The organism is Streptomyces pseudovenezuelae (assembly GCF_001513955.1).
GTDB classification, from domain to species: domain Bacteria; phylum Actinomycetota; class Actinomycetes; order Streptomycetales; family Streptomycetaceae; genus Streptomyces; species Streptomyces pseudovenezuelae.
Map to the genome: position 1 here is coordinate 433,111 of NZ_KQ948145.1, position 15,617 is coordinate 448,727.

Sequence of the window (15,617 nt, forward strand, 5' to 3'; positions counted from 1 at the left end):
CCCCTACATCGTTACCGGACGCCTACATGGGGCTACCGCACCACCACGGACACACTCGGGCCGGCTACACGAAAAGGCTCAGCACCGCGGCCACCACGAAGCCCGCCACCGACAGCACCGACTCCAGCACGGTCCACGTCTTCAGGGTGTCCCGCTCGCTGATGCCGAAGTACTTGGCCACCATCCAGAAGCCTCCGTCGTTGACGTGGGAGGCGAAGATCGAGCCGGCCGAGATGGCCATGATGACGAGGGCGACGAAGGCCTGGGAGTGGTGGCCCTCGGAGAGCAGGGGCGCCACGATGCCCGCCGTGGTGACGATGGCGACGGTCGCCGAGCCCTGGGCCACCCGCAGGACCACGGAGATCAGGTACGACAGCACGAGCACCGGCAGACCGACGTCGTTGAAGGTGTCCGAGAGCGCCTGGGCGACGCCGCTGGCCTTGAGGACCGCGCCGAAGACACCGCCCGCGCCGACGACCAGCAGGATGTTGCCGACGGGCTTGAGGGACGCGGTCGACACCGTCTCCAGGGACTTGCGGGACCAGCCGCGGCGGATGCCGAGCAGGTAGTACGCGAGGACCAGGGCGATCGTCAGCGCCACGAAGGGGCTGCCGAAGAACTCGATCACCGAGCGGCCCGTGGAGGGGTCGAACGCGATCGAGGAGAACGTGGCGGCGAGGATCAGGACCAGGGGCGTACCGATGATGCCGAGGACCGTGCCGAGGGGGACGGGGTCCTCACGCGGTACGACACCCTGCGCCCGCTGTTCCTCGATCACCGCCTGCCTCGCCTCCGCGGCCGCCTCCACCATGTCCTGCGGCACGGCGACGAAGATGCGTCGGCCGACCCACGCGGACCAGACCCACGCGGCCAACACCGCCGGGATGCCGCAGACGACGCCCATCAGGATGACCCAGCCGAGGTCCACGTGGAGCAGTCCGGCGGCCGCGACCGGGCCGGGGTGCGGGGGCAGGAAGGCGTGGGTCATCGACAGGCCCGCCAGCAGCGGCAGACAGTAGAGCAGGATCGACTTGCCGCTGCGCTTGGCCGCCGCGTACACGATGGGCGCGAGCACGAAGATGCCGACGTCGAAGAAGACCGGGATGCCGAAGATCAGGCCGGTGAGGCCCATGGCGAGGGGCGCCCGCTTCTCCCCGAAGAGATTCAGCAGCCGGGAGGCCAACACCTCGGCCCCGCCGCTGACTTCGAGGATCGCCCCGAGCATGGTGCCGAGGCCGATGATGATCGCGACATGGCCGAGGATGCCGCCCATCCCGGACTCGATGGTGGACACCGCGTCCGAGCGCTGGACCGTGCCGAAGAGTTCGGTGACCGAGAGACCGGCGAGCAGGCCGACGGCTATGGAGACGCCGAGCAGGGCGACGAAGGGCTGGAGCCTCGCCTTGATGATCAGGAAGAGCAGCAGGGCGATGCCGAGCGCGGCGACGGTGAGCAGACCTGCGGTGCCGTCGACGAGGAGGAGCAGACCACCGGTGTGCGGGGGTGTCTCGGTGGTCGCGGCGAGCGGTAGGGACATGAAGGAGGTCCTCTGCGTAAGTACATGGAGCTTTCGGGCAGGGGGGATCGCGGCACGGCGTCCCGGGGGATGCCGTGCCGTGCAGGACGTGCGGGAGTCGCGAGAGCGTCAGCCGAGAACGGCGAGCGCGTCGATCTCGATGAGGAGCCCGGCGGGAAGGCCGACGTAGACGGTGGTCCGGGCGGCGGGCGGGGCGGTGAGGCCCTGCTCCTCGAAGTAGGTGTTGTAGAGCGCGTTCATCTCGGCGAAGTGGTCCACGTCCGTCAGATAGACGCGGATCATCATCACGTCGTCCCAGGAGGCGCCGCCCTCCTCCAGGATCGCCTTGACGTTGGCGAGGGTCTGGAGGGTCTGCTCGCGCAGGGTGGGACCGGCGGGCGTGGGCGGCTTGCCCTCCTCGGCCGGCAGGAAGCCGACCTGCCCGGCGACCTGGAGGATGTTGCCCTTCCTGACCCCGTGGGAGAACTTCGCGGGCGGGGTGGTGTGGGTCCCGGGGGTGAGCGCGATCTTGTCCGTCATACGGATTCCTTGGCTGTAGTTCTGCCCGAGTACTCGCCGCTGATGGCATCGGCGGTACGGCGGACCAGTGGGAGGAGGGCGAGGAGTTCCTCGGTGGTGACGACGACGTTGGGCGCGGAGACCGACATCGCGGCGACGACCCTGCCGTCGGCGCCGCGGACGGGGGCCGCGACGCAGTTGATGGACTCCTCGTGGCCACCGAGGTCGGTGGCCCAGCCCTGTTCGCGCACCCGCTCCAACTCCTTCAGGAACGCGGGGGCGTTGGGTGTCGAACGGGCTGTGTACAGGGGGTATTCGAGGGTGTCCGCGAGGGCGCGCCGCTCGGCCTCGGGAAGATCGGCGAGCAGCAGTTTCGCGACCGCGGCGACGGTGATGGCCACCGGTTTGCCGATCCGCGAGTACATGCGCACGGGGTAGCGGCTCTCCACCTTGTCGATGTAGAGCACCTCGTCCTCCTCGTACACGGCGAGGTGGACGGTGTGGCCGCACTGCTCGTTCAGCCGTACGAGGTGGGGGTGGGCGATCTCGCGGATGTCGAGGTTCTCCATCGCCTCCTGGGCGAGGGCGATGAGCCGGGCGCCGAGGCGGTAGCGCTGGTCGGACTGCCGGTAGACCATGCCGTGTTCGTGGAGGGTGCGCAGGAGTCGCAGCGCGGTGGACTTGTGGACGCCGAGGCGGTCGGCGACCTGCCCGAGGTCGGCGGGGCCCGCGGCGAGCAGCGGCAGGATGCTCAGTGCGCGGTCGACGGTCTGGCTCATGGGGTGCGTACCTCCTCCGGGGCCGGGTCGGCTTGCGTCCAGCCGGGGCCGAGTCGAAGTGTCCCCCACGTGTCGTCCGCGACCGCGGCGAGGCGGTCGGCGTGTGGGCGGGAGGGGGGCGCGGCCAGGTCACCGGGGACGGTGAGGGCGGCGGCGGCCCAGAGATGGCCGTGGCGGAGGCGGTCCCTCAGGGGGAGGTCGCGCAGGGTCGCCGACAGGAAGCCCGCGGCGAAGGCGTCGCCGGCTCCGGTGGTGGCCACGACGTCGACGGAGAGGGCGGGTACGAAGGTGCCCGCCGAGGGTGACCCGTCGACTGACGCCGCCCGGGACCCGCCCAGGGGCGCGGGGAACTGCGCGACCAGCTCACCACTGCTCGCCGCCGACACGAAAGCGGTAGCGCCCACCGCCCCCTGTTTCACCACCAGCACCCCCGGCTCGGGCAATACCGCACGAACAGCCGCCGGACCGCCCACAACCCCCCACGCCTCCTCCGCCTCGTCCTCCCCCACGAACACGATGTCCGCCTGCCGGGCCAGCTCCAGCAGCACCCGCGGACCGTCCGCGTCCCGCCACAACCCGGCCCGGTGGTTGACGTCGAAGGAGACAAGGGGCCGTTCCGCTCCGGAAGCCGTCAACTCCCGCACCAGCTCGAGACAGGTGTCCGACAGGGCCGCCGTGATCCCCGAAAGGTGCAGCACCCGCCCCGCCCGCACCGCCGCCAGGTCGACGTTCTCGACCGACATCGCCGAAGCCGCCGACCCCGCCCGGTAGTACGCCACTTCATGCGCGGCCGTGGCCCGGTCCCCCGCCGTACGGAAGTACACCCCCGTAGGACGCGAAGGATCACGACCGACCGAGGAGACATCGACGCCGTACCCTCCGACCGTCTCGACCAGGTGGTCCCCGAACCCGTCGGCCCCGACCCGGCTGACCCACCGCACCGCATGCCCGGCGGCAGCCAATCCGCACGCGACGTTCGACTCCGCGCCCCCGATCGCCCGGTCGAAGGACGGCACGTCGGCGAGCCGCCCCGGCCGGCTGGGCAGGAACGTGACCATGGACTCGCCGAGCGCGACGACGTCCACGGCGTCGGGGGCATGCACGATGGTCCTTGGCTCCTTCATTGACCCGGCGTTGGCGTGGATGTTAGACAGCAGTCAGCGATATACGCAATGGACGTTGCACGCACTGCAACGGCCCTCAGGGAGGCCCTCTTGTCCGGTACCGAAGCGCTCGCCCGCCTCGCGGAGGACCGTGTCGACCACCGTTTCAAGGGCCTCCCCCCGGACGCGGACGGCCTGACCGTCGCCGAGCTGACCGCCCAGCGCCGCAACCTCTTCACCGACGGCTTCACGACCCCCGTGCTGGCCCTCTCCGCCGAGCGCCTGGAGCACAACCTCGCGCTCATGGAGACGTACGCCGTCCGCCACGGCCTCGCCTTCGCGCCGCATGGCAAGACGACCATGGCCCCCCAGCTGTTCCAGCGCCAGATCGAGCGCGGCGCCTGGGGCATCACCCTGGCCGTCCCCCACCAGGTGCGGGTCGCGCGGGCGTTCGGCGTCCAGCGGGTCTTCCTCGCCAACGAACTGGTGGACCCGGCGGCGCTGAAGTGGGTCGCCGGTGAGCTGGCGGCCGACCCCGGCTTCCGTTTCGTCTGCTACGTCGACTCCGTACGCGGGGTCGAGCTGATGGACGCGGCCCTGACCGGCACCCCCCGTCCCCTGGACGTCGTCGTCGAACTCGCCGCCGGTGAGGGCGCGCGCACCGGTGTCCGCACGGAGAAGGAGTGCGCGGCGGTCGCCGACGCGGTCGCGGCCACCGGGACGCTGCGGCTCGTCGGCGTCGCCGGGTACGAGGGCGAGGTTCCCGGGGCGGACCCGGAGCGGGTGCACGCCTGGCTGCGCCGACTCGTCGCCCTGGCCGTCGACTTCGACAAGGCCGGACGGTTCGCCGGGCGAGGGCTCGACGAGATCGTGGTCAGCGCCGGCGGCAGCGCCTGGTTCGACGCGGTCGCCGACGTCTTCGCCGATATCCCCGAACTCTCCCTCCCCGTTCTGAAGTTGCTCCGCTCCGGCGCCTACGTCTCGCACGACGACGGCCACTACCGCAAGGTGACCCCCTTCAACCGGATCCCCGAGGAGGGCGCCCTGGAGCCGGCGTTCCGGCTGTGGACGCAGATCGTCTCGCGCCCCTCCCCGGCCCAGGCCTTCGCCAACGCGGGCAAGCGGGACGCGGCCCACGACCTCGACCTCCCCTTCCCGCAGGTGGTCCGCCGCGGCGGTGTCGAGCGCCCGGCCACCGGCATCGAGGTGACCTCCCTCTCCGACCAGCACGCCTGGCTGGCCACGGCCCCCGAGGCCGATCTGGAGGTGGGCGACTGGCTGGGCCTCGGCCTCTCCCACCCGTGCACGTCCTTCGACAAGTGGCAGCTGATCCCGGTGGCGCAGGCCGACGGCACGGTCGTCGACTACATCCGCACGTTCTTCTGAGACGCGAAGGGACCCCGGCGATGGAAGAGCTCGTCATCAGGGACGCGGACGTCGTCGACGGCAGCGGCGACTTCTCGTACCGCGCCGACGTGGTCGTCGACGGCGGCCGGATCGTCTCGATCGTCAAGGAGGCCGCCGACGCCGGGTGCCAACGCCCCAAGGCCCGCCGGGAGCTGGACGCCGAGGGGCTCGTCCTCGCCCCCGGCTTCATCGACATGCACGCCCACAGCGACCTGGCCCTGCTGCGCGACCCCGACCACAGCGCCAAGGCCGCGCAGGGCGTCACGCTCGAAGTGCTGGGCCAGGACGGGCTGTCGTACGCCCCGGTCGACGACCGCACCCTGGAGGAGGTCCGCCGGGCCGTCGCCGGGTGGAACGGCTACGGCGACGACATCGACTTCGACTGGCGGACGGTGGGCGAGTACCTGGATCGTCTCGACCGCGGGATCGCCGTCAACGCGGCCTATCTGATCCCCCAGGGCACGGTCCGCGCGCTCGTCGTCGGCTGGGAGGACCGCGAGGCGACTCCCCGGGAACTCGACCGCATGCGCGCGCTGGTGGCCGAGGGGATGGAACAGGGCGCACTCGGCATGTCATCGGGCCTGACCTACACCCCCGGCATGTACGCCAAGGACGCCGAACTGACCGAACTGTGCCGGGTGGTGGCCCGGTACGGCGGCTACTACTGCCCGCACCACCGCTCGTACGGGGCGGGCGCGCTGGAGGCGTACGAGGAGATGGTCGCCCTGGCCCGGGAGGCCGGCTGCGCGCTCCATCTGGCCCACGCCACCATGAACTTCGCCGAGAACAGGGGCCGGGCACCCCAGCTGCTCGCCCTTCTGGACGAGGCGCTGGCCTCCGGCGCCGACATCAGCCTGGACACCTACCCCTACACGCCCGGCGCCACGACCCTCGCGGCCCTGCTGCCGAGCTGGGCGGGCGAGGGCGGCCCCGAGGCGGTCCTGAAGCGGCTGGCGGACGACGACACGGCCGAGCGGATCCGGCACCACCTGGAGGTCGTCGGGGCGGACGGCTGCCACGGCGTGCCCGTCGAGTGGGAGACGATCGAGATCTCGGGCGTCGGCGACACGGCCCTCGCGGACTTCGTCGGCCGTACGGTCGCGGAGTCGGCCCGGCTGCGCGGCGAGAGCCCCTGGACGACGGCCCGCGGACTCCTGCTCGCCGACCGGCTGGCGCCGTCGATCCTCCAGCACGTCGGCCACGAGGGGAACGTCCGCACGATCATGCGGCACCGGGTGCACACCGGCGGCTCCGACGGCATCCTGCAGGGCGCCAAGCCGCATCCGCGGGCGTACGGCACCTTCCCGCGCTATCTCGGCACGTACGTAAGGGAGTTGGGCGTCCTGTCCCTGGAGGAGTGCGTCGCGCATCTCACCTCGCGCCCGGCGTCCCGGCTGCGGCTGCCGGACCGCGGTCTGGTCAAGGAGGGCTACCGGGCGGACCTGGTCCTCTTCGACCCGCGGACGGTGGCCCCGGGATCGACGTTCGAGGACCCGCGCCGCTTGCCGACCGGCATCCCGCACGTCCTGGTCGACGGCAGGTTCGTGATCGAGGACGGGCTCCGCACGGACGTCCTGGCCGGCAGAGCGGTCCGTCACAGTCCCGTGTGACGGAACGACTCGTGCCTTGCTGTGCGGTCCTTACGGCTTGGGCAGGGTGCAGGTGCTCGCGTTCAGGTTGAGCTGGTTGCCGGTCGTGAAGCAGGCCGGGATGTTGTAGATCTCCTGGGCGTAGTTGATGCCCTCACGGACGGTGACGTTGCCGTTCGCGTCGACCTCGCACGGGTTGTTCTCCGTGCAGCGCTCGCCGTCCTCGTTGCCGGTGTTGTTGACGGCGACGACCTTGCCGGTGGCCTGGTCGATGACGGGCGAGCCCGAGGTGCCGCCGATGGTCTGGCAGGCGGAGGTGTAACGGACCGAGTCCTTCCAGGTCCAGTCGCCCTCCTTCAGGCGGTACGCGAACCCGTCGATGTTGCAGCTGTAGAGCCGCTTCCAGTAGCCGGAGGCCACCGTGATGGCGGTCCCGGCGGTCGGGTGGGTGTCCTGCACGGTGAGCGCGGAGATGCCGTACGAGCTCTTGATCGACGCGTACGTGCTGGTGAGCTGGTAGATCGACACGTCCGTGTCGGTCATCGTCCCGTAGGCGAGCTTGCTGGCGCGCAGGGTCGCGACCCGGGTGCCGGAGGAGTTCAGCAGCCCGAAGGTGCGGCTGGACGCCTGGTTGGTGAGCACCTCGCCCGGCTCGGGGAAGCCGGTGGTGAGGCAGTGCCCGTTGCTGAGCACCAGCGCCGGGTCGGTGTCCGCCGAGTTCGGGAACCGGATGACCGAGCCGGAGCAGTTGCTGAGCGAGACGGTCCCGGCGAGGGTCACGGCCTTGAGCTGGGGTGACGGTGACGTGACCTGGGACAGGGCCGCACCGGCGGACGTGACCACGTCGTGGACCACGGAGACGGGGGTGTCCGTGTCGACGCTCTTGCCGACGCCGGAGGCGGTCGGCTCGGCGGCGACCGCGGGTGCCGCGCCTATCCCGGCCAGGGCCAGAGCGCTGAGCGCGGCGACGAGAGGCTTTCTCATGTGGGGGTCCCCTCTTGCGACTTGGGCGGCCGGAAATCTTCCGGCCGCCCGTGAGTTTGTCATGAACATTGTGAAGAAGGGTGGTCACTTGGGCAAGAAGCTGTGCCGAGCCCGCGCCTCTCGGCGGGCGACACCTCCACATCCGGGACAGCACGAACCCCCCGCCGCCCGTCCTGCGAGATCAACTTACCCATTCCCACGGCTACTTGGGCTTCTTCGTGACGCCCTGTCCGCGCCCCTTCCCGTCGGAGTTGCCCGGGCCGTCGGCGCCGGCCGCGGCGGAGCTCGCCGCGGCGGAGGGCGAGGCGCCGGAGGAGGCCCCGGCCGACGGACTCCCGCTCGTCCGCGGGCCCCCGGACGCGTCCGGGGAGGGGCTCGTGCCCGGCGCGTCGGCACCGGTCGCCGGTCCACCGGAGGCCGTCGCGCCCGGAGCCGCCGGGCGGGTGGCGGAGGCCGGGTCCGTGCCGGCGCCGGTCTCCGCGGAGGCCGAGGTGGCCTCGCTCGCCGGGTTCTGCCCGGACTCGGAGGAGCCCGACAGGGACAGCCCCGCGATCAGCGCGGCCGCTCCCACGGCTCCGAGGGCACCGACGGCCACGAGCACCCGGCGCGAACGCCGACCGCTCCCGCCGCGCGCGGCCCGCCGCCGGGCGGCCCGGCCGACGGAATCCGGCCCGCTCGGCTCCCGGTCGCCGGACTCCGCTCCCGCGGGTCCGACGCGGGGGAGCTCGGCCGTCGCGTCGTACGCGGTCTGCCAGCCGTGCGCGGCCGCGGGGTCCGGGTACTCCTCGTACGCCGGGGCCGCGGTGGGCTGCGGCTGGTAGACGTTCGGCGCCCCGGACTCGTATTCGACTGGCCTCGACATGGCGACGGATTCTAGGGACGGATGAGGCGGCTGGGACAGCTACCGGCGATAACAGCCCAAACCGACGCGTCTCACGTGGCGGAAAACACGACCCGTGAGGCGTTACCGGGCCGTAAGCTCCCAGACATGCAGGTGATCCAGTCGACCAAGCTCGCCAACGTCTGTTACGAGATCCGGGGTCCGGTTCTCGAGGAGGCGATGCGCCTGGAAGCGGCCGGGCACCGCATCCTCAAGCTGAACACGGGCAACCCCGCCGCCTTCGGGTTCGAGGCACCGCCGGAGATCCTGGAGGACGTCCTCCGCAACGTCTCCACGGCCCACGGGTACGGCGACGCCAAGGGCCTGCTCGCCGCGCGCCGGGCCGTCGTCATGCACAACCAGACCCTCGGCATCGAGACCGACGTCGAGCACGTCTTCATCGGCAACGGCGTCTCCGAGCTGATCGTGATGGCGATGCAGGGCCTGCTCGACGACGGCGACGAGGTCCTCGTACCGGCCCCGGACTACCCGCTGTGGACGGCCGCGGTCTCCCTCTCCGGCGGTACGGCCGTGCACTACCGCTGCGACGAGCAGGCGGACTGGATGCCCGACCTCGCGGACGTGGAGCGGAAGGTCACCGACCGCACCAAGGCGATCGTCATCATCAACCCCAACAACCCCACGGGCGCGGTCTACGACGAGACCATGATCAAGGGGCTGACCGACATCGCCCGCCGGCACAACCTGCTGGTCTGCTCGGACGAGATCTACGACAAGATCCTCTACGACGGCGCCACGCACACCCCGACCGCGGCGGTCGCCCCCGACCTGCTGACCCTCACCTTCAACGGCATGTCCAAGGCGTACCGGGTGGCGGGCTACCGGGTGGGCTGGATGTCGATCTCCGGCCCGCGCGCACACGCCGACTCCTACATCGAGGGCCTGACCGTTCTGGCCAACATGCGCCTGTGCGCGAACATGCCGGGACAGCACGGAGTGGTCGCCGCACTCAGCGGACGGCAGTCGATCACCGACCTGGTGCTGCCGGGCGGCCGGCTCGTCGAGCAGCGTGACGTGGCGTACGAGCTGCTGACCCGGATCCCCGGCGTGAGCTGTGTGAAGCCGAAGGGGGCGCTGTACCTCTTCCCCCGACTCGACCCCAAGGTCTTCAAGATCAAGGACGACCGGCGGATGGTCCTGGACCTGCTGCGCCAGGAGAAGATCATGGTCGTCCAGGGCTCCGGTTTCAACTGGCCCGAGCCCGATCACTTCCGGGTGGTGACCCTGCCGACGGTCGGCGACCTGCGGGACGCGGTGGGGCGGATCGGGAACTTCCTGGACGGGTACAGCCAGCCGTAAACCTCGTCGGCACCGGATCTTTTTCGCTCCCTCAACTTTAGACGGAATCTAAGCTAGGATGGTTTCCTGACTGCACAGGAGGCCATCCCATGTACGAACCGATCCGCACCAAGTCGGTCCACTCCACGATGGCCGACACCCCCTCCGACTTCCCTCACCGCTCCCGCGAGGAAGAGCTGGACATCCAGCTCGCGGGCCATCTCGCCGCCCTGCTCGCCGTCACGGACGAGCTGCGCGCCCTGGCCCCGTCCGCCGACCTGGACACCGCGGCCGGGCGGCTCGCCGAGCAGGTGGCCCGGCTGCGGGGCGGCGGCGCACCGGCCCGTGCCTCGCTGACCTCGGTCGCCCCGGACCCACGCGTCGACGACCTTCACCGGCGCGCCCACGCGGTGGCCGGGCGCGCGCTGCTCGTGGCGGCGTCGCGGGCGGACACGGCGGCGGCGATCCTGGCGGCGGAGCGGATGGACGCGCACAGCGCGGCTCTGGCCGACCCCCGCGAACTCGCCGCTCACTGAGCCGTACGGCTCCCTCATTCGGCCCCGGTCCGCGCGCCTACTGCGACGTGCGGACCGGGTGCCATGCACTGCGTTGGCTTGAGCGGGGTGCCTGGTCGCCGTAGGGGTGCGGGGTGTTGTGCGGGTGCGGGTGCGTGGTGGCTTGTCGCGCAGTTCCCCGCGCCCCTGGAGGGGCGTCCCCGTGCGGGTGGGTTGGTTCGGTGGGTGCGTCGTGGCTTGCGCAGTTCCCCGCGCCCCTGGGAGGGCGTCCCCGTGCGGGTGGGTTGATCCGCCACCGGCCTTGTGTCGTTGTGCGGGTGCGGTTGCGTGGTGGATTGTCGCGCAGTTCCCCGCGCCTCTGGAGGGGCGTCCCCGTGCGGGTGGGTCAGTTCGGCGGGTGCGTCGTGGCTTGGTGCGCAGTTCCCCGCGCCCCTGGAGGGGCGTTCCTGGCCGGGCGTGTTGAGCCGGGACCGGGACTACACCTGCCGTTCATCCTGTTCACCGGGGAATGTTGGGTTCCGCGAGCACTCTCCTCGTGTGAGACGAATCGTAGGGATCGTCCTCGCGGTTCTGCTGGTCGGCGGCGTGGTGGCAGCCGTCGTGGCGGGCCGGGAAGCGGACGACAAGGGCACGGCAACGAAGACCGTGCTGGGAGTGATCGGATCGGAGAAGGCCGAGTTCTTCGAAGATCCCGACGTGGTGAAGGCCCTCGCCGCCAAGGGCTACACCGTGAAGGCCGAGACCTCCGGGTCCTGGGCCATGGAGGGCCTGGACCTCGACGGGTACGACTTCGCCTTCCCGTCCAGCCAGGCCCCGGCCACCGAACTCGCCGCGAAGCACGGGGTGCGGGGAACCCTCCCGCGCCCCTTCTACTCGCCCCTGGTCGTCGTGGCCCAAAAGAACGCCGCCGAGGTCCTCGCGCGGAACGGCCTGGCCACGCTGGACGCCGAACACCGCGGCACCCTCAGGATGGCCGCCTATGTCGACGCGGCCCGCGCGGACCGCACCTGGCAGCAGCTCAAGGGCGCGGGGAAGTACGGGGAGCTGACCGGCACCCTGTACCTCTCCAGCACCGATCCGGAGACCTCGAACTCCGGCGCCCTGTACCTCGCCGCCGCCTCCTACGTGGCCAACGGCGGCAAGGTGGTCGCCGGCGCCGCCGACATCGCGAGGACGGCTCCGCTGCTGCACAAGCTCGTCAGCGTGCAGGGCGCCCAGCAGTCCAGCACGGACGCGGCCTTCCGGGACTTCGTCAGCGGCGCCGGCAATCCGCTCGTCCTGGTCTACGAGTCCCAGGTCGCCGCGCTCCTGGAGGCCGGGCAGCGCCCCGACGACCTGGTCGTCCTCTACCCGGACACCACGGTCGACAGCGACCACACGGTCGTACCGCTGACCGAGAACGGCCAGGTTCTGGCCGGACTCCTCGCCACCGACCCGCGGTTGCGTGAGCTGGAGGTCCGGCACGGTTTCCGGCCGCAGGGCCGGACCACCGAGTTCGCCTCGGCCACCACCTATCTCAAGCAGGAACTGACCGGCGTCCGCCAGGCGCCCGTGCCCACCTCCGCGGTGCTGCACGAGCTGGCGCGACGGGCGCGCGGATAACGGGGGACAGCACCGATGACATCCATGAACGACAACGACACCTTCACGCTCACTCCGCCCGAGCCCGTGGCCGCCGTGCCACGCGAGAAGGCCGGCGGGCTCGTCCCCGTGGACGACTCCGTACGGACCGACATGGCCAGGAAGGCCGCCGCGTACGTCGAGGGACTGGCGACGCTCGACGCCCGCTCGCCCGAGTTCGCCGGCAAGGTCGGCGAGATCACCGGGCTCGGCGCCGGCGAGCTGCGGGGCGCCGCCGTGCAGTCCAACCGGATGCTGGAGCGGACCGTGCGCAGCCTGCCCGGCAAGGGCGGGGACGCCCAGTCCCAGGTGGCCGGCTCCCTCGTCGAACTGCGGCGGGTGGTCGAGGACCTGGACCCGAGGGACCTGCCCGCCGCCAAGGGCCGCAAGTTCCTCTCCCGGCTCCCCGGCGGCAACAGGCTGCGCGATCACGTCGCCAAGTACGCCTCCGCGCAGGGGACGTTGAACAGGATCGTCGGCTCGCTGCGCGGCGGCCAGGACGAACTGCGCCGGGACAACGCCGCGTTGCAGACCGAGCGGGTCCGCCTGTGGGAGACCATGGGCAAGCTCCAGGAGTACGTGGTGCTCACCGAGGCCCTGGACACGGCCGTCGAGCAGCACATCACCGCCGTGGCAGATCCCGAGGCGGCCGACTCGCTCCGCGCCGACGTGCTCTTCCCCGTCCGGCAGAAGCACCAGGACCTGCTCACCCAGCTCGCCGTCTGCGCGCAGGGCTACCTCGCCATGGACGTCGTACGGCGCAACAACGAGGAGCTGATCAAGGGCGTCGACCGAGCCGCCACGACCACCGTGTCGGCCCTGCGGATCTCCGTGATGCTGGCCTCCGCGCTCGACAACCAGAAGAAGGTCATCGAGCAGGTCAACGCCCTGCGCGGGACCACCGAGGACCTGATCCGCGGCAACGCCGAGATGCTGGCCACCCAGAGCGGGGAGATCCAGCGCATCGCGGCCGACCCGGCGGTCGGCGCCGAGACCCTGCGGTCCGCCTTCCAGCAGATCTACCGGACCCTCGACGCGATCGACACGTACAAGGTCCAGGCGACCGAGGTGATGGCGGCCACCGTGGAGTCGCTGACCTCGGAACTCCAGCACGCCGGCACGTACTTGGAGCGCAGCCGTTCGCAGGGCGCCCTGGAAGGGGGCCTGGGATGAGACGACGCGCAGTGGCCGGCTGCCTCGTGGCGCTCGGTCTGCTCACCGCCTGCACCACCCAGGACGACGGGATCAGCGGTCTCTCGACGCTCGGCGTGCCCGGGCCCGCCGAGCCGGGCACCCTCCGGGTCCTCTCCTCCAGCGAGCTCGGCGACATGGCCCCGGTCCTCGCCCAGGTCGAGAAGGACACCGGCGTCAAGGTGAAGCTGAACCCCATCGGCACGCTGGACGCCGTGCGGATGCTGGCCGAGGGGAAGACCGACGGCCGGTACGACGCCCTGTGGCTGTCCTCGAACGACTACCTCCGGCTGCGCCCCGACGCGGCGCGCAAGGTGGTCTCCGAGACGCCCGTCATGTCGAGCCCGGTCGCGATCGGGGTGCGGTCCGCGACGGTGAGGGCGCTCGGCTGGAAGCCCGCCGACGTCACCTGGTCCCAGGTCGAACAGGCCGTCCAGGACGGGAAACTGACGTACGGCATGACCGATCCGGCCCGCTCCAACTCCGGCTTCTCCACCCTGGTCTCGGTGGCCTCCGCCCTCTCCGGCGCCCAGTCGGCGCTCACCGACGCGGACGTCACGAAGGCCACGCCCCGGCTGAAGAAGTTCTTCAAGGGCCAGAAGCTGACCTCGGGTTCCTCGGGCTGGCTGGCCGCGGCCTACGACCGGCGCGGCGACGTCGACGCCCTGCTCAACTACGAGTCCGTCCTCATGGGCATCCCGGGCCTGACCGTGATCCGCCCGCACGACGGCGTGATCACCGCCGACTACCCGCTCACCTCGCTCAGGTCCACCAGCGCCCGGACCCGCGAGGACGTGCGCCGCGTGACGGAGGACCTGCGCACCGCGAAGATCCAGCGGGAGATCACCGCACGCACCCACCGCCGCCCGGTGGTCGCCTCGGTACCTCCGGCAAGCGGCCTGGACACCACCCGCCGTCGTGAACTGCCCTTCCCGGGCACCCGTTCCGTCGCCGACGGCCTGCTCGACTCCTACGAGAACGAGCTGCGCCGCCCGTCGCGGACCGTGTACGTCCTGGACACCTCGGGCTCGATGGAGGGCGACCGCCTGGCCCGCCTCAAGACGGCCCTCACCGGCCTCACCGGCGACTTCCGCGAACGCGAGGAGGTCACGCTGATGCCGTTCGGCTCGCAGGTCAAGAGCGTGCGGACCCATGTGGTCGAGCCGGCGGACCCGCGGACCGGCCTGACCGCCATCCGCGCGGACACCGCGGCGCTCTCCGCCGACGGCGACACCGCGATCTACACCTCGCTGGAGAAGGCGTACGGCCATCTCGGCACCGGCCGCGACGCGTTCACCTCGATCGTGCTGATGACGGACGGCGAGAACACGGCCGGGGCCGGGGCGCGGGACTTCGAGGCCTTCTACGCCCGGCTCGGCCGGGAGGCCCGGGACACCCCCGTCTTCCCCATCCTCTTCGGCGACTCCGACCGCTCCGAGCTGGCGCACATCGCCGACCTGACCGGCGGCCGCCTCTTCGACGCCCGCCAGGGCTCGCTGGACGGCGCCTTCGAGGAGATCCGTGGCTATCAGTAGGTACCTGGAGTCCCGCAAGAACATCGCGGGCAGCGCGTGCGGGCTGGCGGGCCTGGTGCTGACCTTCACGGGGGTGGCGGGCCCGTACTGGCCCGTGGTCGTGGCCGGGCTCTACGGCGCGGGTGCGCTGGTCGCCCCGCCGGAGCGCCCCGCGCCGCCGGACCTCCCGGACCCGTCGGCGCAACTGGACGAGGTGCGGGCGGACTTCGAGGAGGTGCGCGCCTACCTGGCGGACATCGACCTGTCGGTCACGGCGGCGGCCCGGCTGCGTGAGCTGAAGGAACTCCTGTCCGCGCTGCTGGACCGCGACTGGTCGACGCAGCTTCTGGCGCACGACCCGGAGAGCGTCCACGCGTTGTCCCGGATCGTGCGCCGGGACCTCCCGGAGGCGGTGGACAGCTTCGCCCGGACCCGCTGGTGGACGAGGATGACGCCGGGCACCCAGTCCCCCGAACTGCATCTGGAACAGCAGCTGGGCCTGATGAAGAAGGACGCGGAACAACTGGCGGCGGGCCTGCGGGACGCGGAGGCCCGAAGGCAGGAGACCCACACCCGCTACCTGGAGGAACGGTCGGACCGTTAGGAACGCGGGGAACGGCGAGGGCCCGCCCTCACCGGGCTCCCCGTCGGGGCGGACGGGAAAGGTGAGGACGGGCCCACAGCCGCACACCTCGTTGTGT

General features: G+C 71.4%; 14 protein-coding genes. 8 read left to right on the forward strand and 6 right to left on the reverse strand.

The annotated features are described in order from the left end of the window. Positions 1-64: 64 nt before the first annotated feature. From AQI94_RS09340 to AQI94_RS09355, 4 genes are all read right to left on the reverse strand, one after another. On the reverse strand, positions 65-1,537 hold the full coding sequence (locus tag AQI94_RS09340) for a GntP family permease (protein ID WP_031039301.1): 1,473 nt from the start codon (positions 1,535-1,537) through the stop codon (positions 65-67). 108 nt (positions 1,538-1,645) lie between these two features. After that, entirely contained in the window at positions 1,646-2,056 is a 411-nt protein-coding gene (locus AQI94_RS09345; protein ID WP_031039298.1) for a RidA family protein, read from the reverse strand. Next, a complete protein-coding gene (locus tag AQI94_RS09350; protein ID WP_031039295.1) occupies positions 2,053-2,814 on the reverse strand; it encodes an IclR family transcriptional regulator in 762 nt (253 codons plus the stop codon). Before AQI94_RS09350 ends, AQI94_RS09345 begins: the two co-directional genes overlap by 4 nt. Then, positions 2,811-3,872 (reverse strand): sugar kinase, encoded by a 1,062-nt coding sequence (locus AQI94_RS09355; RefSeq protein ID WP_234438772.1) that lies wholly within the window; start codon positions 3,870-3,872, stop codon positions 2,811-2,813. The genes AQI94_RS09350 and AQI94_RS09355 overlap by 4 nt, the downstream gene beginning before the upstream one ends. Positions 3,873-3,986: 114 nt before the next feature. On the opposite strand from AQI94_RS09355, the gene AQI94_RS09360 reads away from it, so the two are divergent. Both AQI94_RS09360 and AQI94_RS09365 read left to right on the forward strand, forming a co-directional pair. Next, positions 3,987-5,303, forward strand: coding sequence for an amino acid deaminase (locus tag AQI94_RS09360; protein WP_199814293.1), 1,317 nt, complete (start codon positions 3,987-3,989; stop codon positions 5,301-5,303). Positions 5,304-5,323: 20 nt separating this feature from the next. Beyond that, a complete protein-coding gene (locus AQI94_RS09365; RefSeq protein WP_031039287.1) occupies positions 5,324-6,934 on the forward strand; it encodes an N-acyl-D-amino-acid deacylase family protein in 1,611 nt (536 codons plus the stop codon). Between the two features lie 30 nt (positions 6,935-6,964). Here AQI94_RS09365 and AQI94_RS09370 read toward each other — a convergent pair whose 3' ends face one another. Both AQI94_RS09370 and AQI94_RS09375 read right to left on the reverse strand, forming a co-directional pair. Continuing rightward, positions 6,965-7,897, reverse strand: coding sequence for a S1 family peptidase (locus tag AQI94_RS09370; protein ID WP_031039278.1), 933 nt, complete (start codon positions 7,895-7,897; stop codon positions 6,965-6,967). A 202-nt stretch (positions 7,898-8,099) separates the two neighbouring features. Continuing rightward, on the reverse strand, positions 8,100-8,759 hold the full coding sequence (locus AQI94_RS09375) for a hypothetical protein (protein ID WP_062229679.1): 660 nt from the start codon (positions 8,757-8,759) through the stop codon (positions 8,100-8,102). Positions 8,760-8,885: 126 nt separating this feature from the next. Here AQI94_RS09375 and AQI94_RS09380 point away from each other — a divergent pair, with 126 nt between their 5' ends. From AQI94_RS09380 to AQI94_RS09405, 6 genes are all read left to right on the forward strand, one after another. After that, positions 8,886-10,097 carry a pyridoxal phosphate-dependent aminotransferase gene (locus AQI94_RS09380; RefSeq protein ID WP_031053905.1) on the forward strand — a complete coding sequence of 404 codons (1,212 nt, stop codon included), beginning with the start codon at positions 8,886-8,888 and terminating at the stop codon, positions 10,095-10,097. A gap of 89 nt (positions 10,098-10,186) precedes the next feature. After that, entirely contained in the window at positions 10,187-10,612 is a 426-nt protein-coding gene (locus tag AQI94_RS09385; protein WP_062229680.1) for an SCO4983 family protein, read from the forward strand. 516 nt (positions 10,613-11,128) lie between these two features. Next, positions 11,129-12,193, forward strand: coding sequence for a hypothetical protein (locus tag AQI94_RS09390; protein WP_031059779.1), 1,065 nt, complete (start codon positions 11,129-11,131; stop codon positions 12,191-12,193). Positions 12,194-12,208: 15 nt separating this feature from the next. Next, a complete protein-coding gene (locus AQI94_RS09395) occupies positions 12,209-13,384 on the forward strand; it encodes a toxic anion resistance protein (RefSeq protein ID WP_031059776.1) in 1,176 nt (391 codons plus the stop codon). Then, positions 13,381-14,937 carry a substrate-binding and vWA domain-containing protein gene (locus AQI94_RS09400; RefSeq protein WP_031059774.1) on the forward strand — a complete coding sequence of 519 codons (1,557 nt, stop codon included), beginning with the start codon at positions 13,381-13,383 and terminating at the stop codon, positions 14,935-14,937. The genes AQI94_RS09395 and AQI94_RS09400 overlap by 4 nt, the downstream gene beginning before the upstream one ends. Continuing rightward, a complete protein-coding gene (locus tag AQI94_RS09405; protein ID WP_031059773.1) occupies positions 14,924-15,520 on the forward strand; it encodes a ferritin family protein in 597 nt (198 codons plus the stop codon). Before AQI94_RS09400 ends, AQI94_RS09405 begins: the two co-directional genes overlap by 14 nt. Positions 15,521-15,617 lie beyond the last annotated feature (97 nt).

Coding starts and splice junctions, on each gene's coding strand:
- AQI94_RS09340 (WP_031039301.1), bottom strand. CDS start 1,537: ATGTCCCTACCGCTCGCCGCGACCACCGAGACACCCCCGCACACCGGT.
- AQI94_RS09345 (WP_031039298.1), bottom strand. CDS start 2,056: ATGACGGACAAGATCGCGCTCACCCCCGGGACCCACACCACCCCGCCC.
- AQI94_RS09350 (WP_031039295.1), bottom strand. CDS start 2,814: ATGAGCCAGACCGTCGACCGCGCACTGAGCATCCTGCCGCTGCTCGCC.
- AQI94_RS09355 (WP_234438772.1), bottom strand. CDS start 3,872: ATGGTCACGTTCCTGCCCAGCCGGCCGGGGCGGCTCGCCGACGTGCCG.
- AQI94_RS09360 (WP_199814293.1), top strand. CDS start 3,987: ATGGACGTTGCACGCACTGCAACGGCCCTCAGGGAGGCCCTCTTGTCC.
- AQI94_RS09365 (WP_031039287.1), top strand. CDS start 5,324: ATGGAAGAGCTCGTCATCAGGGACGCGGACGTCGTCGACGGCAGCGGC.
- AQI94_RS09370 (WP_031039278.1), bottom strand. CDS start 7,897: ATGAGAAAGCCTCTCGTCGCCGCGCTCAGCGCTCTGGCCCTGGCCGGG.
- AQI94_RS09375 (WP_062229679.1), bottom strand. CDS start 8,759: ATGTCGAGGCCAGTCGAATACGAGTCCGGGGCGCCGAACGTCTACCAG.
- AQI94_RS09380 (WP_031053905.1), top strand. CDS start 8,886: ATGCAGGTGATCCAGTCGACCAAGCTCGCCAACGTCTGTTACGAGATC.
- AQI94_RS09385 (WP_062229680.1), top strand. CDS start 10,187: ATGTACGAACCGATCCGCACCAAGTCGGTCCACTCCACGATGGCCGAC.
- AQI94_RS09395 (WP_031059776.1), top strand. CDS start 12,209: ATGACATCCATGAACGACAACGACACCTTCACGCTCACTCCGCCCGAG.
- AQI94_RS09400 (WP_031059774.1), top strand. CDS start 13,381: ATGAGACGACGCGCAGTGGCCGGCTGCCTCGTGGCGCTCGGTCTGCTC.